The organism is Pontibacillus chungwhensis, assembly GCF_030166655.1.
Lineage (GTDB): Bacteria > Bacillota > Bacilli > Bacillales > BH030062 > Pontibacillus.
Genome location: NZ_CP126446.1, coordinates 875442 through 896887, shown reverse-complemented (window position 1 = coordinate 896887; position 21446 = coordinate 875442). Strand labels below are relative to the sequence as shown.

General features: G+C 43.3%; 20 protein-coding genes. 5 read left to right on the top strand and 15 right to left on the bottom strand.

Translation table 11 applies throughout. The annotated features are described in order from the left end of the window. Window positions 1–34: 34 nt before the first annotated feature. The 4 genes from QNI29_RS04650 to QNI29_RS04635 form a co-directional block, all read right to left on the bottom strand. Entirely contained in the window at window positions 35–832 is a 798-nt protein-coding gene (locus QNI29_RS04650; RefSeq protein ID WP_231418712.1) for an ABC transporter ATP-binding protein, read from the bottom strand. Next, window positions 810–1829, bottom strand: coding sequence for an ABC transporter permease (locus QNI29_RS04645; protein WP_231418711.1), 1020 nt, complete (start codon window positions 1827–1829; stop codon window positions 810–812). Before QNI29_RS04645 ends, QNI29_RS04650 begins: the two co-directional genes overlap by 23 nt. 13 nt (window positions 1830–1842) lie before the next feature. Beyond that, window positions 1843–2826 carry an ABC transporter substrate-binding protein gene (locus QNI29_RS04640; RefSeq protein ID WP_231418710.1) on the bottom strand — a complete coding sequence of 328 codons (984 nt, stop codon included), beginning with the start codon at window positions 2824–2826 and terminating at the stop codon, window positions 1843–1845. A 289-nt stretch (window positions 2827–3115) separates the two neighbouring features. Next, window positions 3116–4651: a fatty acid--CoA ligase family protein gene (locus tag QNI29_RS04635; RefSeq protein ID WP_231418709.1), complete on the bottom strand. Its 1536-nt coding sequence runs from the start codon at window positions 4649–4651 to the stop codon at window positions 3116–3118. Between the two features lie 182 nt (window positions 4652–4833). On the opposite strand from QNI29_RS04635, the gene QNI29_RS04630 reads away from it, so the two are divergent. Then, window positions 4834–5145: a YrhK family protein gene (locus QNI29_RS04630; RefSeq protein WP_354665926.1), complete on the top strand. Its 312-nt coding sequence runs from the start codon at window positions 4834–4836 to the stop codon at window positions 5143–5145. Window positions 5146–5186: 41 nt separating this feature from the next. On the opposite strand, the gene QNI29_RS04625 is transcribed toward QNI29_RS04630, so the two are convergent. Both QNI29_RS04625 and QNI29_RS04620 read right to left on the bottom strand, forming a co-directional pair. Then, window positions 5187–6191, bottom strand: a complete 1005-nt coding sequence (locus tag QNI29_RS04625) for a lipoate--protein ligase (RefSeq protein ID WP_231418756.1) — start codon at window positions 6189–6191, stop codon at window positions 5187–5189. A 75-nt stretch (window positions 6192–6266) separates the two neighbouring features. Further along, the gene (locus QNI29_RS04620; protein ID WP_231418708.1) at window positions 6267–7004 is read right to left on the bottom strand and encodes an MBL fold metallo-hydrolase; all 738 of its coding nucleotides are present in this window, start codon (window positions 7002–7004) and stop codon (window positions 6267–6269) included. 122 nt (window positions 7005–7126) lie between these two features. On the opposite strand from QNI29_RS04620, the gene yhfH reads away from it, so the two are divergent. Continuing rightward, a complete protein-coding gene (gene yhfH, locus QNI29_RS04615) occupies window positions 7127–7255 on the top strand; it encodes a protein YhfH (RefSeq protein WP_084599712.1) in 129 nt (42 codons plus the stop codon). Window positions 7256–7499: 244 nt separating this feature from the next. Here the strand turns inward: yhfH and QNI29_RS04610 are convergent, their stop codons facing one another. The 5 genes from QNI29_RS04610 to QNI29_RS04590 form a co-directional block, all read right to left on the bottom strand. Continuing rightward, entirely contained in the window at window positions 7500–8516 is a 1017-nt protein-coding gene (locus QNI29_RS04610) for a LacI family DNA-binding transcriptional regulator (RefSeq protein WP_231418707.1), read from the bottom strand. Between the two features lie 479 nt (window positions 8517–8995). After that, a complete protein-coding gene (hemY, locus tag QNI29_RS04605; RefSeq protein WP_231418706.1) occupies window positions 8996–10405 on the bottom strand; it encodes a protoporphyrinogen oxidase in 1410 nt (469 codons plus the stop codon). A 9-nt stretch (window positions 10406–10414) separates the two neighbouring features. After that, complete coding sequence (hemH, locus tag QNI29_RS04600; protein WP_231418705.1) at window positions 10415–11347, bottom strand: ferrochelatase; 933 nt, start codon at window positions 11345–11347, stop codon at window positions 10415–10417. A gap of 37 nt (window positions 11348–11384) precedes the next feature. Next, complete coding sequence (gene hemE / locus QNI29_RS04595; RefSeq protein ID WP_231418755.1) at window positions 11385–12422, bottom strand: uroporphyrinogen decarboxylase; 1038 nt, start codon at window positions 12420–12422, stop codon at window positions 11385–11387. Between the two features lie 778 nt (window positions 12423–13200). Continuing rightward, a complete protein-coding gene (locus tag QNI29_RS04590; protein WP_231418704.1) occupies window positions 13201–15393 on the bottom strand; it encodes a PBP1A family penicillin-binding protein in 2193 nt (730 codons plus the stop codon). 122 nt (window positions 15394–15515) lie between these two features. Between QNI29_RS04590 and QNI29_RS04585 the strand changes: the two genes are divergently transcribed. From QNI29_RS04585 to QNI29_RS04575, 3 genes are all read left to right on the top strand, one after another. After that, a complete protein-coding gene (locus QNI29_RS04585; RefSeq protein ID WP_231418703.1) occupies window positions 15516–16010 on the top strand; it encodes an antibiotic biosynthesis monooxygenase family protein in 495 nt (164 codons plus the stop codon). Window positions 16011–16222: 212 nt separating this feature from the next. Then, window positions 16223–17080 (top strand): transporter substrate-binding domain-containing protein, encoded by an 858-nt coding sequence (locus QNI29_RS04580; protein WP_231418702.1) that lies wholly within the window; start codon window positions 16223–16225, stop codon window positions 17078–17080. Window positions 17081–17096: 16 nt separating this feature from the next. Next, window positions 17097–17795: an amino acid ABC transporter permease gene (locus QNI29_RS04575; RefSeq protein ID WP_231418701.1), complete on the top strand. Its 699-nt coding sequence runs from the start codon at window positions 17097–17099 to the stop codon at window positions 17793–17795. 503 nt (window positions 17796–18298) lie between these two features. Here the strand turns inward: QNI29_RS04575 and QNI29_RS04570 are convergent. The 4 genes from QNI29_RS04570 to liaF all read right to left on the bottom strand — a co-directional run bounded on the left by QNI29_RS04570 (window position 18299) and on the right by liaF (window position 21389). Then, window positions 18299–18715, bottom strand: coding sequence for a disulfide oxidoreductase (locus QNI29_RS04570; protein ID WP_231418700.1), 417 nt, complete (start codon window positions 18713–18715; stop codon window positions 18299–18301). Between the two features lie 202 nt (window positions 18716–18917). Then, complete coding sequence (locus tag QNI29_RS04565) at window positions 18918–19571, bottom strand: response regulator (RefSeq protein ID WP_231418699.1); 654 nt, start codon at window positions 19569–19571, stop codon at window positions 18918–18920. Further along, window positions 19564–20616 carry a sensor histidine kinase gene (locus tag QNI29_RS04560; protein WP_231418698.1) on the bottom strand — a complete coding sequence of 351 codons (1053 nt, stop codon included), beginning with the start codon at window positions 20614–20616 and terminating at the stop codon, window positions 19564–19566. The genes QNI29_RS04565 and QNI29_RS04560 overlap by 8 nt, the downstream gene beginning before the upstream one ends. A gap of 11 nt (window positions 20617–20627) precedes the next feature. Then, a complete protein-coding gene (gene liaF / locus QNI29_RS04555) occupies window positions 20628–21389 on the bottom strand; it encodes a cell wall-active antibiotics response protein LiaF (protein ID WP_231418697.1) in 762 nt (253 codons plus the stop codon). Between the last annotated feature and the right edge of the window lie 57 nt (window positions 21390–21446).

Below are 21446 nucleotides of genomic sequence, written 5' to 3'. Positions count from 1 at the left end.
GAGCATTTTCCGAAAAGGAAAATGCTCTTCTTTTTTATTTCTGCAACAACGTCTTATCATCGGCTAATGATTTGCCGCGAGCTTTTTGGAAGGCTTCTAATAAGTCTGCCACTGTTAGCTGTTTCTTTTCTTCCGCGTCTGCATGAAAGATGATTTTGCCTTCATCCATCATAATCAAGCGGTTTCCAAGGGAGAGTGCTTGTTCCATGTCATGCGTGACCATTAACGTCGTCAGTTGGTGCTTATCCACCACGTCTCTTGTTATCGATGTAATGTGTTCAGCTCGGGCTGGGTCGAGCGCGGCTGTGTGTTCGTCAAGCAAGAGAATACGCGGCTCCGTAAAAGTCGCCATTAATAGTGAAAGAGCTTGACGTTCTCCTCCTGATAACAGTCCGACCTGTGTGTTGAGACGGTCATGGAGATTCACGTTCATATCTTGAAGAAGCTTTTTGAACTCTTTCTTCCTGGCTGCGCTTACCCCACGTCCAAGCCCCCGCTTCTTTGTCCGTCCAAGGGCTAAGGTCAGGTTCTCTTCTATCGTCATGTGAGGGGCTGTACCAGCCATGGGATCCTGGAACACTCGGCCAATCCACTTCGATCGCTTATGTTCAGGGAGGTAGGTCATATTTAAATCATCTACTGCCATAAGCCCCTGATCAGGGAACAAGACACCTGCAATCAAGTTTAAAAGGGTAGACTTCCCTGCCCCATTACTCCCAATCACCGTGAGGAAGTCTCCTTCCTCAAGCGTCAGAGATACCCCGTCAATCGCGCGTTTCTCATCTGGTGTCCCTTTATAGAAGGTTTTCTCAATCTGTTTGAGGTTTAACAACGTCCTGTCCCCTTTCTTGTCTCATTTCTGCTGTTAAAGCTTTCTGCTGACGCCTGCGCTCCATTCTTTCTTTAAGCTGACTTGAGAATGTCGGAATAACAAGGGCTCCTGTTACAATAATAGCCGTAATTAACTTTAAATCACTGGCTTTCACAAACTCGACCTGCATAGCCACAGCCAGAATGATTCGGTATAAGACAGCTCCTAATACAACAGCAAGTGTTGTACGAGCGATCGACTTACGTCCGAACACCCCTTCACCGATAATAACGGATGCAAGACCGACAATAATCATTCCAACACCAAGTCCTACATCAGCAAAACCATTGTACTGAACGATTAAGGCCCCGCTCATCGCAACAAGGGCGTTCGAAAGACCAAGTCCAATCATAATATAAAGGCCCGTATTCGCTGATAAACTCTTAATCATCTTTGCATTGTCCCCTGTTGCTCGTAGTGCAATTCCTGACTCTGTCTGCAAGAACCAATCGAGCACCTTCTTCACTACAATAATGAGAAGCGTTCCAAACAGCAGCACATAAAACGTATTCGGCGCAGCCCCTTCTATTCCAAGCGCTTGAAAAGGAGCCATCAATGCACCATCAATACCGGTAGACGCCCACCAGTTCTCAATTTGAGAAAAGAGTGTCTCTTCATTTAGAAGAGGAATGTTCGGACGCCCCATAATCCGTAAGTTAATGGAGTAAAGAGCAATCATCATCAAGATTCCTGATAATAATGGGTTAATTTTCCCTTTTGTATGAAGAAAACCTGTTATACACCCTGCGATAAACCCAGCGGCTCCCCCTGCTAGCGTAGCTAAGAATGGTGATGTCCCATTTACCATTAGAACCGAGGCAACAGCTCCGCCCGTCACAAAGCTACCGTCTACTGTAAGATCAGGAAAATCCAGAATGCGAAAGCTAATATAAACACCAAGCGCCATAATGGCGTACAATAATCCTGATTCAATTGCGCCGACTAGTGCTCCTGTCATGATGATCCCTCCTCTACTTTTCTATGATCTCAGCTTCTTCTTTCCAATCATCTTGAATGTCTACGCCCATTTCTTCCGCTGCCTTTTGGTTGATTTGAAGCTTCAAGTTTTGTGGATAAGAAACTTCAATGTCGCCAGGATTCTTTCCTTCTTCGAGAATTTCAATTGCTTTTTGTCCTGCTTCAAACCCAATGTCGTAGTAATCAAACCCATACGCTGCGAAGCCACCGCGCTCCACTGAATCTAGTTCCCCTACAAGGACAGGAGTATCTTCTTCCTGACCGACAATCAATACAGATTCAAGAGCACTGACGACGGTATTATCTGTCACGATGTAGAGGGCATCTACTTTTCCAGCCAATGATTCCGCTGCTTGTTTGACTTCAGCTGAAGTGGTAACCGTAGCTGTTTTAATTTCCAATTGATCGCCAGCGATCTCTTTCACTCGTTCAACTTGAGAAGAAGAGTTTTGCTCGCTCGGGTTATACAGCATTCCCACCTTCTCTACACCCATTTCTTCTTTCATAAAGGAAATCGTATTTGGAATGGCATCCGGATGCGTATCTGTAGTCCCTGTCACATTTCCTCCTGGTGCTTCCATGGAATCAACTAAATTTGAGCCCACAGGATCTGTTACGGATGTGAATACAATTGGAATATCGTCCGTTGCATTTAGTGCGCTTTGAGCACTACCTGTTGAATTGGCAAAGATCAAATCAACCTCATCTCCAACAAAATTATCCGCGATGGTCTGATTGTTCTTTGCATCGCCCTGAGCGAGTTGTACATCGAACTTCACTGAAAGATCGGCTTCATCAAAAGCGGCTTTAAACCCTTCTTGTGCTGCATCTAATGAAGGGTGCTCAACAATTTGAGACACACCGATTGTATAATCATATGATTGCTCTTTCCCATTTCCTTCTTTCGCCTCTGAACTCGAACAGCCAGCGACTGCCATGATAGCCATGACGCTTACGACCAATAACCACTTCTTCATTGTTGCTCCCCCTCTTATGTACTTTAGCACTTTTATGCTTTTATGCTTTTACGCACTAAAATTTGATATGTACTAAACTATCGGATTTTCTACTAGATTGCAAGAGGGTTTGTTAAATTTGTTAGAAAATTCTTTACTTGTTCTTACTGAGAGAATGTTTCTGTTTTGTTTTAAATGGAGTAAGGATGTCCTGGAAACGAACCAAATAAAAATCGAGTATAAAACCCAAATGGATTCTATACTCGATCTAGTTTCTTATTCATTTGCTCCCATTGATGGAGACAAACCATTAATGCGTAATCCGTTCCCGCAAGCTCTTTCTTAAGATCTTACCGGTTGTGTTCTTTGGTAATTCATCTAAGAATTCGATAACCGTTGGCAACTTGTACTTGGCCAAGTGCTCTTTACAATAGGCTAATAACTCCTCTTCTGAAATCGAAGTGTTCACCACAACGAATGCTTGTACCGCTTCTCCGAGGTTTGGATCAGGCGCGCCTATGACAGCGACTTCTGTAACATTAGGATGTTGATAAAGGACTTCTTCTACTTCACGAGGATAAACGTTGTACCCTCCTACTAGAATCATATCTTTCTTTCGATCCACAATGAAGAAATACCCCTCTTCATCCATTCTGGCCATATCTCCTGTATACAACCAGCCATCACGGAGCGTCACTGCTGTCTCTTCTGGCAACTTGTAATACCCTTTCATGACGTTCGGTCCGCGAACGACAAGTTCTCCAACCTCTCCAACAGGCACCTCATCCCCAAGTTCATCGACAACCCGGTTCTCAACGTGCCAAATATTTTGACCAATGGAGCCAGCTTTTCTCGGACGATCAAGAGGATTAAAGCACGTAACAGGTGCGGCCTCAGATAATCCGTATCCTTCTGAAACAATAACCTGGAAGGCTTGTTCAAATTGTTTCAACAGGGCCACTGGCATTGAAGCTCCCCCTGAAATGCACAACCGTATACTTTTGAAATCATCTCGGTGGGCCTCTCCCCCCTGAAGCAAGTAGTTATACATCGTCGGGACACCTGCAAACACAGTAGCTCCTTCATTCTTCGCAACCTCAAACACATCTGCTGGCGAGAACTTTGGAAGGATTAAAACGGTTCCCCCATTCATTAAAGGAGCGTTTAATACTACGGTGAAGCAGAATACGTGAAACATAGGAAGAGTCGCAATAACTTTGTCATCAGGACTATATTTCAAATAATCCGCTACGTCTTTGGCATTAGAATAGACATTCTTATGGGTAAGCATGGCTCCCTTAGGTTTCCCTGTTGTACCAGACGTATAAAGAATGATAGCCACGTCTTCCTCATCAACGTTTGGCCTTTCGAGTGACAGTTCTCCATCCTTCACCAATCTTGTAAACGATTTCATTTTATCGTTTAACAATTCGCGTGCACTCGCTGGATCAGCTCCGGTCTCTCCCACAATGTAATGCTTAATTTCTGGAAAATCTGAAGCCAAAGCAGCAAACTTATCCATAAATAAATCCATGGTAATGACGCCGTTAACATCGCCATTCTTTAAAATATAGCGCATCTCTTCCACAGTATAAATTGGGTTAATTGGGATGACTGTAAGTCCCAATCGCAACGCCCCATATAAGCCAATCACATAGTAAGGACTATTACCTGAGACGAGCGCAATATGATCCCCTTGTTTATACCCTAACTCTTTTAAACTGGACGCAAACTTCGTAACTGCACCTTCTAACTCCATGTAGCTCGTTTTCTCACCTTGAAAAATAAAAGCCGTCTTTGATGGATTGTCTTTCGCTGTTACTGACAGTTGATCACTTATGTTCAAAAAAGCCCACTCCCCTTCATCATGAATGAATAGTCATTCATTTTTAAGTAAAAAAAACAGTCACACTTATTATAAAATACTGACAATTTTTGAGCAAGCCCATACATTCAGAATCTACTAGATTAAAAGCCCCACACAAATGGGTAATAGGTGAATAGAGAAAATAAGGAGGGGTTACTTTTATGAGTCAGGATCAACAACAAACGGACGCTCAGACTCAAAGTAAAGAAGATTACGTTGACATGAAAGTTGGTCACCATGATTTATTCTTTAAAAAGCCTTATCAAATCCTTTATACATTAAATGATATTCTCCTAGGCCTTTGGTTTTTCATCGGAAGTATTTGCTTTTATTTTGAGGGAACGGTTAAGACCTGGGGTGTCACCTTATTCGTTATAGGGAGTTTTCAATTATTAATCAGACCCACTATCCGCCTCGTTCATCGAATTCATTTAAAAAAATACTACAAGGAAGAGTATGAACAAAAGCAATAAAAAACCGCTTGAGCAACTCGCTCAAGCGGTTTTCAGTATGTTTAGTAGATTAAAGATAAGAAATCTTCTTTTGAAATACGGCCAAGATAGTGAGAAATGTCTAAGTCCTGGATCGCTTCATCAATCGCGCTACGTTCATAGCGTGTCCCAATCAAGCGATTCTCAATCTCACTTACATCTCCTACACCAAAGAAATCACCGTAAATCTTAGCATTTTCAATCATGCCCTTCTTCACATCTAGACGGACATCAACTGTCCCTCCGTCAAAACGATGTGAATGCTGGATATTAGACGCCGGGGATTTCCCATAATTCCAATCCCACTGCTGGTAACGTTCTTCTGAAAGGGCGTAAATGTTTTTCCAATCTTCTTCTGTTAGTTTATATTGAGGAACATCTTCCACATTCTCAACATCGAAAATATAACGAAGAATCATTGCTTTAAACTCTTCCATCGATAACTCTTCTGTTAAGTATTCTGAAATATTCGCTACGCGACTACGGATAGATTTTATCCCTTTCGAGCGAATTTTCTCAGATTTCACACGTAATGCAGATACAACGTTCTCAATTTCTGAATCGAACATCAACGTACCATGACTAAACATGCGGCCTTTCGTAGAGAATTGAGCATTTCCTGAAATCTTACGGCCATCCTCTAGCTGAATATCGTTGCGCCCGGAAAGCTCTGCTTTCACGCCAAGTTTTTGCAGGGCATCTGTTACAGGTTTTGTGAACTTTGCAAAGTCATTAAAGCTGTTCCCATCATCTTTTGTTAGGAAACTAAAATTCAAGTTCCCAAGGTCATGATAGACAGCACCTCCACCAGATAGGCGACGAACGACGTGAATACCGTTGTCCTCAACATAGTCCGTATTAATCTCTTCTATTGTATTCTGGTTCTTCCCGATGATAATGGAAGGTTTGTTGATATAGAACAGCAAGTAGCTTGTATCATCATCAATCTCTAAATTCTTAAGTACATATTCTTCGATCGCTAAGTTAATGCGCGGATCGTTAATCCCCTCATGGTCTACAAAAAGCATCATAGTCCATTCCTCCTATTCGTCTCTATCGACTTTCATTGTAATGGATTCGCTCCATCTATTCAATTCCCGTGACTATGCTTCTGAGTCCCAAATTAATCCTTCCTCGGCTAATTGAATCTTCCCAGCGTACTCCTCAGCTGCTTGATCTTTTAAATCCTGGACGTTCCCAAAGTGCGGTAAATGACTTAACCACAGCTCTCCCACCTTTGCTTCTCGAGCAATCTTACCTACCTCTTCACTCGTCATATGGCCTGGATTTGTCCCATCCATTCCTTTGTAAAAGTTTGAATCCGTAATAAGCAAGTCCGTTCCTTCGCTAAACGAGATGAACCCTTCTAAATAGCTTGAGTCTGCTGTATAGACGAACGAAGATGTACCGTCAGAAATACGCATCGCATAACATGGTACAGGATGAGCTGTCTTCATAAATTGAATGGTAAAAGGTCCAACTTCAAGTGTCTGCTCAGGGTCATAGCCTATGCCCTCCGTACGATCATGCGTAAGAGCTTCAAACCCAGCCTGATCTTCTTTATGTCCATAGATCGGCAAGACTTCTTCCGTTTCATTTAAAATGTTCTGAACCTTCCACGCATATTGCATCACGCCGATATCCGCTACATGGTCAAAATGATAGTGAGACAGAATGACTGCATCAATGTCCATCACATTTACTTTCGACTGCAAGTGCGCTAAAGCCCCACTTCCACAGTCGACAAGGAGCGTAAAGTCTCCAGATGTCACAAGATAACTAGATGTAGCACTATTTACTGCAGGGTATCCACCCCAAAATCCATTTACGGTTACTTTCATGTTTATAGATCCCCCTATCGGGTATTTTAAAAAAAGTACAAGTTGTTATAAAACAAAGTGTTGTATTATTCAATCTGTTATAATACAATAAAAGTACACAAACTAACTGGAGGGATTTTCCGATGATGAGTCCAATCGAGTTTTTCAAAACACTTCCTGAAAAGAAATGTACTGCTTGTGGCAATGCAATCCAAGAGCAAGCTGACTGCTATGGCGACGTTTGTGAAGAATGCGACGACCCAGCTCGCTAACCTCAAGAGAATAGCTACTCTTAATGTACCTCACGATCTACAACCTAAACAAACAATAACGTTCCACTCTTAAGAACAGTATCCACTGTTCTTTTTTCTTGTCTATTTATCAAACAGTACTAGTACAGCTTGTGCCTATTTTATATCACCTAGAATAAAGACAAGAGCATACAAAAAAAGCATTCCCCTTTATTCGGAATGCTTTTCATAATCCCATTAATTCTTCTATAAAGGAACGCTGTCCTTATAGTGTGACTAATTTTGATTGACGAGTGGTGGAAGCTCTCGCTTGTAAACGGTGCTTGAAAACGTGCTCTTCCCTTTTTAAGCTATACCCGTTCTCCACCTGATGGATTAACAGTTCGACACAACGTTCTCCCATATCTTGTACAGGTTGCTCTACGGTGGTAATGGATGGCTTCATCAACATAGAGATCGCTTGATTATCGAAACCAACAACGCTAATCTCTTCAGGTACTTTCACACCTGCTTGAACGGCTTCATAAATAAAACCGGCTGCGACTTCATCTGATCCTGCAAACACTCCGTTAATGGAAGGATAATTGTTCCGTATTTGGTGAAACAACGCTCGCCCACTCTCAACGTCCACCGCAGAGCTAAACACCTCTGCTTCTAGACGTGGTAGCCGCCTCTCGTGAAGCGCTTTCAAAAATCCTCGCTCACGATGCCGGAAGACGTAGCTATCTTCTCCTCCGTGTAAAAACGCAATTTCCGAAGCCCCTTGTTCAATCAGGTGAACAGTCGCTTCATAAGCTGCCTTAGCCTGATCAACATGTACAACAGGCACTTGCGCTTCTTCTACATTCTCATTGCACAACACGATTGGACCCGATTGTAAGTATCCTTCTATTACTTCCCATTCATTTTGGATAGATGTAAGGATGATCCCGTCTACTTGTTTCTTGCGGAGAAGCTCTAGATAATCACGTTCTTTCTGAGGGGAATCATGTGTTTGGCAAATAATCACCTGATAGCCCCATTCAGAAGCTTTCATCTCCATTGATTCTATTAAATGATTAAAAAAAGGATTTGTAATTCTAGGCAGTAACACGGCGATTGTTTCTGTCTTTTGGCTTCGAAGTCGCCTTGCAGATGAATTTGGCACATATCCTAAAGCTTTCATAGCATCTTCCACTCGGCTACGCTTTTCCTCTGACACATACGGCTGATCATTAATGACTCGAGAAACCGTTGTCCTAGACAACCCTGCAAATCTTGCAACATCCTCAATTGTTGCCACTGTAAACGCCCCCTGATGATAAAAATCCGATACTCGATTCACAAAATGAAATCGTTTTCATATATACGATTCTACTAGTCTTTGGAATTTCTTGCAACATCAGAATAAAGCGCAACCGTTTGAATGTTGCAAACAGTACCTATGAAACAGCTTTCGGAGCAGGAAGTAATTCTAGACGTTGAGCTGTTTAATCTCGATGTTGTCCCCTGTTTCTAGACGTCCTGCTTGCTCTTCTAGACGTCAGCGCTCTCTATCTCGACGTCACTGCGCTTAATCTAGACATCCTCTCCCTTTTTCTCGACATCCATACGCTTAATCTAGACATGCTCTCCCTCTTTCTCGACGCCCTTACCTCTGATCTAGACGTCAGTCAGCTCTTTCTCGACGTCACTGTGCTTCATCCAGACGCCGAGCCGCACCATCTCAACCACCACCTCATAAAAAAGAGGGCAAATCCATAGATTTACCCTCCCTCTACTTTAGCTCTGTTTTAAATAATCTAGTACATGTTCAACCGCTTCTTCACCCTGGTCAATACAGTCAGGTATGCCAAGGCCCTCGTAGGAGGCTCCGGCGAGGTAAACGCCAGGTAGTTCATCGACGAGATCGGCTTTAATTTGTTTCAAGCGATCTTTATGCCCAACGGTATACTGAGCCCGCGAATCTCTCCAGCGAGTAACAACAGAGAACTCCGGCTCTTGTGTAATATTCATGGTCTTATTTAAATCTTTTAAAACGAGATCAGCAATCTCTTCATCTGATAGGTCGACAGCTCCCTGATCGCTTGGCTTGCCAACGTAAGCGCGGAGGAGAGCTTTCCCCTCAGGCGTTGTATGAGGCCACTTCTTATGTGTCCACGTACAAGCCGTGATGCGGTAGTCGCTATTTCTAGAAACGAGAAAGCCTGAACCATTAATGTCTTGTTGTATAGCGGATTGATCAAAGGCCATAGCCACATTGGCTACAGAAGTAGCTGGCATGTCCTTAAAGGAATCCATAAAGGAGTATTGTGATAGCATCGACTGGGCAGAAGCGTGCGGTGTGGTGATGACTACACTGTCTGCGTGAACCTCTTCTCCATTCTGAAGTTTCAGATCATATCCATCTGCTTTTTTCTCTATGCTTGATACACGCGTTTCTAAATGAACGGAGCCCTCATTTAGAGAATCAGCCACAGCCTCTACAAGGGAACCTAATCCACCTTGAAGCGTTCGGAATGGACTTGGTTTCTTGTTCCCTTGCTTATTAGCCGGTTTCGGTACGGTTTTTTGAAGTCCTCTTACGATTCCACCGTACTTCTGCTCAATCTGATAGAAGTTTGGGAATGTCGCCATTAAGCTCAAGTTGTCGATATCCCCTGAATAGATTCCTGATAATAACGGTTCGATCAGGTTCTCGACCACTTCATCTCCAAGACGGTTACGGAAAAAGTGCCCTAGAGATTGATCACCTTGAGGTTTACTTTTTGGCTTAATGAAATCTCCCGCAGCGCGCAGTTTCCCGATCGGGGAAAACAAGGTCGAAAAGACAAATGGGCGAACTTGGACGGGTATTCCCATATACGAACCGCTTGGAATTTCGTGAAGCTTTTCATTCGCTAGCACGTAGGATTTTCCAGTAGACACAGAGACAAGATCTTTTGAGAGTCCCACTTCATCAATCAACCTGAATACGCTTGGCTTTCTGGCTAAGAGTGAATCAGGGCCTCGTTCAATTGTGAAGCCTTCCCTGTTCTCTGTATGGATCATTCCGCCGAGACGGTTACTTCCTTCTAATAACTCCACACTATAAGGCAAATTATGCTCTTTTGCTTCTTTCTGCAAATAATAGGCTGTCGATAATCCTGTGATTCCGCCACCTATTACAACCACTTTTTTCTGTTCAGACATCGCTATCCCCTACTTTTTAGCCTGTTTTAAAACCACTTCTGCTAGTGTGCTAATAAATAATGGATGAGTATTCGGCATTTCTGGACGGTAGTATGAAGCACCTAACTCATCACATACAACTTTACACTCATAATCGTTATCATAAAGAACTTCTAAATGATCAGAAACAAACCCAACAGGTGCATAAACAAACGTACGATACCCTTTTTCGTGGTAAAGATCCCTCGTTAAGTCCTGTACATCTGGTCCGATCCAAGGATCTGGTGTGTTTCCTTCACTTTGCCAACCAATTTCATAGTTTTGAATCTGAAGTTGATCCGCAATCAGGTCAGCCGTTTTCTGAAGCTGATCCGGGTACGGGTCTCCGTTTTGAATGATCTTTTCAGGAAGACTGTGAGCCGAAACAATCAGAACGGATTTCTCACGCTCTTCTGCTGGCATTTCTTCATATACTTTGCGAAGCGCTTCGGTCCAGTATTGAATGAATCCTTCCTCATCGTACCAGCTCTCAACAGACGTGATCTTCGTTACACCATGTTTTTCCGCCTCTTCTTGGGCACGTCCGTTATACGATTTCACGCTGAACGTAGAGTAGTGAGGGGCCAACACAATTGATACAGCCTCTTCAATTCCATCATTCGCCATTTGCTCAACAGCATCTTCAATAAAGGGATCGATGTGCTTCAAGCCTAAATAAAGCTTGAATTCCACATCCTCCTGAACTTCATTCAACTTTGCTGTTAAAGCATCTGCTTGTTCTTGTGTGATGCGAGCAAGTGGAGAAATACCGCCAATTGCTTCGTAACGACCGCGTAGTTCATCAATCATCTCTTGTGAAGGCGTGCGTCCACGACGGATATGCGTGTAATATCGCTCCAGATCCTCTTCTTTATAGGGTGTACCATATGCCATTACAAGAAGTCCCATTGTTTTCTTTGCCATTCGTTAACACCTCTTCTATGCAAAAAGTTTATCGTTCTTACGACTGTTTAGAATACTCATGAATAAACTGCGTTAATCGCTTAAGAGTCTCAGGTTTCACATCAGGGAAGACACCGTGGCCAAGGTTAAATACAAAACCTGGCTGACTCATCCCTTGGTCTAGTATAGCTTTTGTACGTTCTTCTATCGTCTCCCAATCGGCTAGCAATATGGCCGGATCAAGATTTCCCTGAACTGTTTTCGTAATCCCCATATCTCGTGCTTCATGGATCGTTGTACGCCAATCAAGTCCTACCACGTCTAAAGGCAGGTCATTCCAGTCATTCGCTAGGTGAGTTGCCCCCACACCATGCATAATAAGGGGTACGTTTTCTGAGCGTAGCTCGGAGAAGATTCGCTCCATCACAGGCTTGATAAACTGACGGTAGTCCCGCACACTTAGAGCTCCTACCCAGGAATCAAAGATCTGAATCGCTTTCGCTCCTGAATGAATTTGCGCACGTACGTAACGAATCACAAGATCCGCCAGTTTGTCCATTAATAAGAACCAGGCTTTCGGATCCGTGTACATCATCGCTTTTGTCTTATGATAATTCTTCGAAGGTCCGCCTTCAATCATATAGCTCGCCATCGTAAACGGTGCCCCGCTAAATCCGATTAATGGAACGTTTAACTGCTCTTTTGTTAGAAGTTTAATGGTATCTAAGACGTAAGGAACGTCAGATTGCGGATCAATTTCACCAAGCTTTTCAACATCAGCTAATGAACGAATTGGGTTATGGATGACAGGCCCAATTCCTTTTTTGATCTCCACATCCACGCCAATTGCCGGTAGAGGTGACATGATATCTTTATAGAGAATGGCTGCATCAACGTTATAGTTTTCCACTGGTAAACGGGTTACGTAAGCGCATAACTCTGGTTGATGAGTAATCTCGAATAAAGAGTATTTCTCTTTCAATTTATTGTATTCAGGCTGGGAACGACCGGCCTGCCTCATATACCATACAGGTACATGGTCTGTCTGTTCGCCTCTGAAAGCTTTTAAGATTGTGTCATTAAATGAATTTGTCATACCGTTCTCACCTTTCACATTGATCATTTGCACGTCGACAGTGATCAATTGTTCATCTACCAATATACCCATTGACGAATGTTATGTATAGATTATGAAGCAGATTGTCATGATTTTGTCGATTACTTATTATTTCCTATCCCTATTCTACACAACATTGATGCGAAATGAAAAATATTGTCGAACGTTTTCATAAAAGAAGCCACATGCAGATGCTAGTGAGCACTGCTGTGGCTTTGTGTGTTGGTCTATAAAATGATCCTTTTTAGCTCAGTCCAGTCTGTACGGGGCTAAACGGGTGACTTCCGCTTTTGGGTTCATCCAGCTACAATCACCCAGCCCCTAGTAGACTTCCCTCACCTCTGGTCGATAAGTCAACATCGATTCGCTTACGCTCATCGTGTTTCCTTTATCTCGCGACGGTTCAGTCCAGTCTATACAGGGCTAAACGGGTGACTTCCGCTTTTGTTTTCATCCAGCTACAATCACCCAACCCCTAGTAGACTTCCCTCACCTCTGGTCGATAAGTCAACATCGATTCGCTTACGCTCATCGTGTTTCCTTTATCTCACGACGGCTCAGTCCAGTCTATACGGGGCTAAACGGGTGACTTCCGCTTTTGTTTTCATCCAGCTACAATCACCCACCCCCTAGTAGACTTCCCTCACCTCTGGTCGATAAGTCAACATCGATTCGCTTACGCTCATCGTGTTTCCTTTATCTCGCGACGGTTCAGTCCAGTCTATACAGGGCTAAACGGGTGACTTCCGCTTTTGTTTTACCATTCAACTCTTACTTTATTAGAAGCCGTTCCCTCCAACTTGGTTAGGGGGTCGTATGGGACGATGTAATAGGTTTCGTCATGGAGTAAGGTTAGGCGTTTGATAGTGTAGCGTCCTCTTCCTTCTACTTCTCCAATTCGCTCATCCTGGCCGTCTTCTTCTCTGTATATGTGATAGACGACGCGGTCATCTCTTGAAGGTGTCCACGTGAGCTTCGCTTGCAGAAGCGTCAGGGAACCGAATGAAAGGTTTCCATTCAGGTCTTCAATGACCGGGAGATCAATTGGCGGTGGTATGTCTTCCACTCCATCCGGTTGTGTGAACGAGCTTTTCAGTTCCTTCACCTGGCCTACTCTAGTCAAGACGTCTTTCATTAGCTTGGTAGGATAGGAACTTCCCCCGTCTAAGTAATGCTTCTCGTCTGATTGGTCATATCCCATCCAAACGGAACCAACATATTCAGGAGTGAACCCAACAAACCAGGCATCTTTTGTCTTCTTATCTACATATGGATGCTGAGTGGATCCCGTTTTCCCAGCCAGCGCTTTCTCATACACCCCGCTTCGTCCTGTACCTTCTGTTACAACAGATTCTAGCATCCGTGTAATGGACCAGGCCGTTTGAGGCTTAAAGATTTGTTTGGGTTCTGGCTCATAGTTGTGAACAAGTTCTCCGTCTTTATCGTATATTTCAACGATCGTGTGAGGTTCAATCATTTCACCGTCATGGATAAACGTTCGATAAGATCGGACCAGATCGACTGGCGTCACCCCATTTTTCAATCCGCCAAGAGCGATAGATAACCCATTATCTTCAAGGTCCATCCCTAACTTTTCTAAATAGTTCTTGGAATAATCAATACCAATTTCGTTTAAAAGCCATACGGCTGAAGCATTTTTGGATAACATGAGCGATTTGTAAATCGAAATATAGTCATCATACTTGAAATCATAGTTTTCAGGCGTATACTCCCCGTATGACCGCCGCTTGTCTACCAAGAGAGAGTAAGGACTGTACTGCTCCAGATCCAGAGCAGGTCCATAGACGGCTAGTGGCTTCATAACAGATCCAGGCTGGCGCTTTTCTAACAAACGGTTCATGTCGCCTCGCTCGTTGTTACGGCCTCCGTGAGCTGCTACCACCTCTCCTGTTTCCTGGTCCATTAACAGAAAGGTTCCTTCTACACCTTCAACAGAACCAGGGAAATATTCATCACTCTGCATCACTTCGTGAGAAATACGCTGAATCTCCTCATCCATGCTTACTACAATCCGGTATCCACCTTGATACAATTCTTCCTGGCTGAGGTCGTATTCTTCTTTCGCCTCTGTTACGACGAAATCAAGATAACTATTAAGCCAAGGCTTTTCTTCTTTGCTTCCATGGTTAATGCCAAGATTTTTGCGTTGCAACTCTACAGCCTCTTCTGATGTTACATATCCCTCATCATGCATCCGACTAATCACAATGTCACGACGATCTTTCGCGCGTTCAGGGTGCTCTACAGGATCGTAGTAATTCGGTCCTTTCGGAAGTGCCGCTAGTAACGCGCCTTCTGTTATAGAAAGCTCTGAGACAGGTTTATTAAAGAAGTATTGTGAGGCTGACTCTATTCCATACAACCCATTCCCAAAGTAAATCGTATTTAAGTAGTATTCGAGAATCTTCTTCTTTGGTACGTTTCGCTCTAAGTATAAAGAAGCCATCACTTCTTTGATCTTCCTTGTCCACGTCTTATCATGGGTTAAAAACAAGTTTTTCGAGAGCTGTTGTGTAATCGTACTTCCGCCCTCTACCTTCTCCATAGCAATTAAATCACGGTATAAAGCTCTGGCTGTTGCGATCACATCAACACCCGCATGCTCATAAAAACGACCATCCTCAATGGATATGAACGCATTTTCTACGTGATCTGGAATATCCTGAATCGGTACAACCGTCCGATTTTCTTTATACAATTTTGTTAATTCTTCTCCGTCTCTTGTTTCAATCACAGATGCTTCATCTAACACTAAGAGACGCTCATCTACGATTCTCTTCCCGCCGATAAGTAAAGTAAAATATCCGGCAAAAGCTAACACCACCATACTTGCTACCACAATGATCAGCCAGCGCCATCTCTTCACCCAGTCGGGGATCTTCATTTCTCTCCAATTCATGCCGTTCACCTCGATCGTTCTATTGTGCATTGGAGCGCTTGTTCCTTACCAATATTATACGCTATCACAAAGATTTAGAAAAAGCCTTCCTTCTTGCTTGCTTTTTAAATTCTTTCGTTGCTACACTACATTTATAGAAAGGAGACGTTTTCATGAATGTATATATGACACTTGGCACCTATGATTACCTAGCTTCTTTAGCAGAAAAAAACGATCAGAAAATCTTCATTATGCAGGGTGAGAATTCCGCCCTTGCTTATACGGAAGGGGAAAATATCTTCCAAGAGCCTCGCTCTTACGAAACCGTAGACCATCAGGGAGAGCTCCAGGAAGAAGGATTTGTTGTGATGAACAACATCCCTGTAACAGACGAAGGACGTCCACTCTTTGAAGACCGCTTCAAAAACCGTGCAGGTGCGATTGAAGATTCTCCTGGTTTCCAGGCCATTCGCATTTTACGTCCAGCAGAAGGCAATACATATGTTGTCTTCACACAGTGGAAAGATGAATCAAGCTTCGAAGACTGGAAGAATTCCCAAGCCTTCCAAAAGGCTCACAAGAACTCCGGCCCTCAAAGTAAAGAAAAGCCATCTTTCTCAGCAGGACCAGCCTACTTAACGAAGTATCATATGACAAAACCAGACTAATCATACACAAAGCCAGCAGAAAGCTGGCTTTTCTTATGCCTGCACACTTTCCCGCATTAAAGTACAGACACGTGCCAGACACCCTTTACTAGAGTAAAGGGTGTCTGGCACGTGCTACTAGATTCCAGTTTATTCTTTTGAAATTGATAGGGTATGTTGTTATAGTTAGATAGGTTTTCTATATCTATACATCAGGAAAGGATCGTGCAACGATGAAAAAACAACTTATGTTTTTAGCTAGTTTAGCATTCGTATTCGTCTTAGCTGCTTGTGGGTCAACAGAAGGCGATGAGAATGCAAAAGAAGCAACGACGTGGGATCAAGTGCAAGAAGATGGAGAAATTGTCGTCGGTACCTCTGGCACATTGGTCGCTACCTCTTACTATCCGGAAGATTCTGATCAACTATCAGGCTATGACGTAGAGGTCATGCGTGCCGTAGGCGAAAAATTAGGCGTTGATGTGAAGTTTCAAGAGATGGGGTTTGACGCTCTATTCGCTGCCATGAACAGTGGACGAATCGATGCAGCCATCAATGACATAGAAGTAACAGAGAAACGCGAAGAAAACTACGCGTTCACAACTCCTTATAAATATTCCTATACAACGATGGTTGTTCGTGAAGATGGATTAAGCGGCATTGAAACACTTGAAGACCTTGAAGGCAAGAGAGCCGGAGGGGCTGCTACTTCTGTGTTTAGTGATATCGCTCGTCATTACGATGCTGAAGTGGTCACTTACGATAACGCTACAAACGATATTTACCTTCGTGATGTAGACAACGGCAATACCGATGTTATCATTAATGATTACTATCTATCGAAACTAGGAATCAATGCGTTTCCTCAGTTTGATCTCGTTCTTCACCCAGACATCAAAGTGCACCCAACCAAACAAGCGATTCTTCTTGAACAAGAAGACAGTGAGCTTCAGAAGAAAATGAATGAAGCCCTTGAAGAGTTACGTGAAGACGGTACGCTAACAGAATTATCAAAGAAATTCTTCCTAGGAGAAGACGCATCTAAACAGCCTGAAGGTGAAATTACTGAAATCGAAGGCTTAGAGTCCTAAAGGGAATGAATACTCTATGATTAGTCCTACTTTCTTTCAAGAAATGGAACTCGACAAGCTCTTTAACCCGCGTCTTGCATGGGAGAGCTTACCTACTGTTCTAGAAGGACTTCCTTATACCATTGCCATCTCCTTAGCCGGGATGGCAATTGGTCTATTACTAGGATTCTTTCTATCTCTAGGTCGCTCTTCATCTCGATTTTACTTACGTTGGCCATCAAGACTCTATATCTCATTTATGAGAGGGACCCCTATTTTGGTCTTCCTCTTTCTCTTATATTTCGGATTGCCATTTATCGGCATTACGATGACGGCCGTAACAGCATCTGTCATTGCGTTCGGGTTAAATAGCGCGGCTTACAACGCGGAGATCATTCGGGCCTCACTTAAAAGTGTCTCAAACGGACAATGGGAAGCCTCACGTGCACTAGGCTTTAGTTACTGGCAGACGGTACGCTTCGTCATTATCCCACAAGCTACAAGAATTGCCCTGCCTCCGCTTACAAATGTGATGCTTGATCTGGTTAAAGCCACTTCACTAGCAGCTGTGATCTCTGTCCCTGAAATGATCCAGCATGCCAAGATTGTCATCGGTCGCACAGGTGACGCCATGACCCTTTACTTGCTCGTCGCCTTTATCTACTGGCCACTCTGCATCATCATCGCAACGATCCAGGAGCGTTTAGAAGCCCGCTACGACTTTCACAAAAAATAGGCTTAGGGGGCCGTTTGCATTTAATGAGAGTTAGGGGTGTCTGGGGAACGACTCGCTTTCCACGGGCGAGGTGTCGAGCCTCCTCAATCGCTACGCTCATTCCGGGGTCTCGTCTACCTCTCTCTCCCGTAGGAGTCTCCCCGTTCCCCAGACACCCCTTCCAAATAGAGTAGAAACGGCCCTCTGCTTGAGCCTGGATCAAAGATAAAAGTCCTGCTTCCTTATGCGGCATGTTTCCGTTTCTTCTACATAAGGGAAAGGTGGTTCGGGAAATTGCGAGACTCCTGCGGCAAAAGGAGCCTAGGGGAGACCCCACAGAGAGCGAATGCGAACGAGGAGGCTTCCCAGCTCGCCGCGGAAAGCGAGTGATTTCCCGAACCACCTTTTGCTCTGACTACAGCAAACGGAAACATTCTCTCAACTTGTAGCGTCCCATATGAGTTAGCTTATATGGAGCGCTCAAAAAAGCCCAGTGCTCACATCTATGAGCACTGGGCCTTTTTTTATTTATTGTTGCGGAGCATCCACATATGACAAATGAAAATGATGATAAATGCAGTAAAAGATAAAAGCGGGATGGTAATGAATCCTCCCCAATTAATATACTCACTACCACACGAAACAACACTACATCCTTCCCCAGCTTCCTTCAAGAACGGCAACTTCTGCATCCCATAATGATAAGTAGCTACGAGCACACCAGCTCCGCTCATAATGAGTCCGGCTGCTCCGTATCGAAGATCCTTACGGGCCAGGGAGATTCCGTATAACAAGACAAGTGGATACATCAAGATCCGCTGATACCAACACTTCTCACAAGGTATAAAATCCATCACTTCAGAGAAGAACAGGCTTCCGAATGTCGCGATGACAGAGGTTAGCCATGTGAAAAAGAGTACTTTTTGTACGCGTTCGCTCATTCAAAACATCTCCAATTAAAAAGCATTCTCCCCTTAGTATAATAAAGCTTCCTATGGGATTCTAGTAAAAATAAAGTGACCCACTCAGGATTGTTGAAAAATAGGGAGCTAAGAAAATGTTTCTGGCAATTTGGTTTCATGTATCTGCGCCAGCCACATAAAAACGGAGGTGAAATCTAGTCAGATTTCATCTCCGCCTTCTCTATGAATCGTTCGATGAGCGTATTAGCCCATTTTTATGTGCGTATACGGCTGCTTGTGTACGGTCCTGAACGTCTAACTTACTTAAGACATTGCTGACGTGGGTCTTGACCGTTTTAATACCAATAAAGAGTTTCTCACTTATTTCCTGATTGGTTAAACCATCCCCAATACACATCAGCACTTCTAGTTCACGCCCTGTTAAGTCATCGTGTAGCTTCCTCTCTTTCGATCGGAAACGTGTCATCATCTTGTTGGCAACCTTAGGTTCAATATAGGTTTCTCCCTTGGCAGCTTTCTTGATGGCCGAGGCAATTTCATCGGCTGAAGACGTTTTTAACATGTAGCTAAAAGCCCCCGCTTCAAGAGCAGGGAACACCTTTTCATCGTCATAGTAACTTGTAAGAATGATAATCTTACAATCAGGGTGTTCAGCCATAATTTGCTTCGTTGCTTCAATTCCGTCGCCGTCTTCCATCATAAGATCCATTAGCACCACATCTGGTTTTTCTTTAAGGACGAGCTTTGCCCCCTGATTCCCACTAGATGCTTCTCCTACAATATCAAGCGTCGGTTCTGTCATTAAATAAGCAATGACCCCTTTACGAACTACATCATGATCATCTACAACCACAACTCTGACCGTTTCACTCATCCACATCCGCCTCCTGATTTGGAATTCTTATATCAATGTAAGTTCCTTCTCCTGGCTTGGATCGAAGTGTCAGTGTACCACCGATTTCGTCCGTTCGTTCCTGCATCGTTTTTAAGCCGTAAGAGGTTTTCTTATCTTGGTTTACATGAAACCCTTTCCCGTTATCGCTAATATGTAAAAATACTTGATCGCTGATGCTTGTTAGAGACAGTTGTACGGCTGTTGCTTCGGCATGACGTAAAATATTCGACAAAGCTTCCTGTACAATTCTGAATAGGTGTTCTTCTGTGCCATCTGATAAATGAACTGTATCATCTAAATCAACCGAAAAATCCATCTGACACTTCTCTTCTAATTCATGAATTAGCGTCTGAATTCCTTCATGTAACGGCTCACCAGACAAATGAACAGGGCGTAAATGTAGCAGCAACGCTCTCATCTCAGTCTGAGCTTGCAGTGCCATGGATGTAATCTCCTCAAGCTGAGTTTTGGCACGATCAGGGTCCTTATCAAACAAACGCTCTGTTGCTTGAGCCATCATGGTTAGTGCAAATAGCTGCTGGCTGACAGCATCATGAAGATCACGAGCAAGACGCTGTCTCTCTTCAATCGTAGCAGCCTTATGAGCCGTCTTTGCGAATTCAGATTTCTCATCGGCCATTCGCTGCAGGGATTTGACCTGGTTTTGTAATTTTCCAGCCAATTCATTTAGTTCTTCCCCCATATGACCAAATTCATCATCAGAGTTCATATAAATTTTAGCATTGTAATTTCCTTGAGCTAATGATCGAATCATTGTCGTCATCCCATCAAGCTTCTCTTTAATTGTACCACTTGATTGAAATCCTACATAAATCGAAACGAGTCCTGACACCACGATAAATAATCCAATAAAGAAGAAGATGGCTTGAGAGGTCAACCACTCAGGTTCCTTCAACACATAGAACCCTAATAATACAGACAATAAAATCAGGAGGGTTAGGAACACCCCATAAAAATGAGAGCGGATAAATACGTATCGAACACTATTTAGTCTTTTAAGCATTTTCTCATCCCCTACACTCGGTCCAGACGTATATTGCCAACCTTGAAATCGACATAAAATGTTACTTTTCTTGTTGCCGTCCCGTAATCTGGTGTCTGATAGTGCATGACTCGGTTCAATCCATCTGCCTTCTGATCAAGAATTCGTATATCGCCTGTTTTCACACTCGCTTCAATACGAAAAGCGACATTTTCAGGCATTAATATTTTCACATCTCCTACGACTCCGGATAGTTTAAAAGGTGTATCTTTCTCAGGGATAAACGCCTTTGTGAAATCAAACTTGTAATCCCCCACTGCATTCCATAAGTTCATCGGTTCTACTGACCAATCACTATTTGTAAAGGAATAGTCCCCAATGGCGCTTTTCTTCCTCTTAAAATCCTCTGAATCATGTTCATCATCAAAGCGGATCTCGACTTTTGGCTTCGTGCCTTTAGATGTAAAGATTCGAACACCGATTAGCACCAATAGTAAAGGCCAAAGCAACCAAATATCACCTGCTGTAAACGTCATCCACCCGAATCGATCCATAACAAGGAAGGCAGCAAATACGGTCGTAATCAAACCAAGCGGCCAACGATCTCCCTTCCCAAATAGGCTATCTAAGATAAATTTAATCCCAATAGCGAGAAGTATGAAAGGATAACTATAAGAAAATACTTGCCACATTTCCAGGGAAATAACGTCAAGATTCGCTAATAATATAAAAATTCCACCAACAATTAATGCAACTGCTAGAATAAACTTTGTAAAACCTACTCGTTTCATCATAACCACCCTTTTCCTCATAGCGGAAGTTCTATAGTTATCTTAGCGCTTTTTTGTTTC

Bases quoted from the DNA above. Each gene is read 5' to 3' on its own strand.
- hemH (WP_231418705.1), bottom strand. From the start codon at position 11,347: ATGGCAAAGAAAACAATGGGACTTCTTGTAATGGCATATGGTACACCC.
- hemE (WP_231418755.1), bottom strand. From the start codon at position 12,422: ATGACAAATTCATTTAATGACACAATCTTAAAAGCTTTCAGAGGCGAA.
- QNI29_RS04585 (WP_231418703.1), top strand. From the start codon at position 15,516: ATGAATGTATATATGACACTTGGCACCTATGATTACCTAGCTTCTTTA.
- QNI29_RS04580 (WP_231418702.1), top strand. From the start codon at position 16,223: ATGAAAAAACAACTTATGTTTTTAGCTAGTTTAGCATTCGTATTCGTC.
- hemY (WP_231418706.1), bottom strand. From the start codon at position 10,405: ATGTCTGAACAGAAAAAAGTGGTTGTAATAGGTGGCGGAATCACAGGA.
- QNI29_RS04565 (WP_231418699.1), bottom strand. From the start codon at position 19,571: ATGAGTGAAACGGTCAGAGTTGTGGTTGTAGATGATCATGATGTAGTT.
- QNI29_RS04645 (WP_231418711.1), bottom strand. From the start codon at position 1,829: ATGACAGGAGCACTAGTCGGCGCAATTGAATCAGGATTATTGTACGCC.
- QNI29_RS04625 (WP_231418756.1), bottom strand. From the start codon at position 6,191: ATGCTTTTTGTAGACCATGAGGGGATTAACGATCCGCGCATTAACTTA.
- QNI29_RS04560 (WP_231418698.1), bottom strand. From the start codon at position 20,616: ATGCTTAAAAGACTAAATAGTGTTCGATACGTATTTATCCGCTCTCAT.
- QNI29_RS04640 (WP_231418710.1), bottom strand. From the start codon at position 2,826: ATGAAGAAGTGGTTATTGGTCGTAAGCGTCATGGCTATCATGGCAGTC.
- liaF (WP_231418697.1), bottom strand. From the start codon at position 21,389: ATGATGAAACGAGTAGGTTTTACAAAGTTTATTCTAGCAGTTGCATTA.
- QNI29_RS04620 (WP_231418708.1), bottom strand. From the start codon at position 7,004: ATGAAAGTAACCGTAAATGGATTTTGGGGTGGATACCCTGCAGTAAAT.
- QNI29_RS04590 (WP_231418704.1), bottom strand. From the start codon at position 15,393: ATGCACAATAGAACGATCGAGGTGAACGGCATGAATTGGAGAGAAATG.
- QNI29_RS04570 (WP_231418700.1), bottom strand. From the start codon at position 18,715: ATGAGCGAACGCGTACAAAAAGTACTCTTTTTCACATGGCTAACCTCT.
- QNI29_RS04630 (WP_354665926.1), top strand. From the start codon at position 4,834: ATGAGTCAGGATCAACAACAAACGGACGCTCAGACTCAAAGTAAAGAA.
- QNI29_RS04575 (WP_231418701.1), top strand. From the start codon at position 17,097: ATGATTAGTCCTACTTTCTTTCAAGAAATGGAACTCGACAAGCTCTTT.
- yhfH (WP_084599712.1), top strand. From the start codon at position 7,127: ATGATGAGTCCAATCGAGTTTTTCAAAACACTTCCTGAAAAGAAATGT.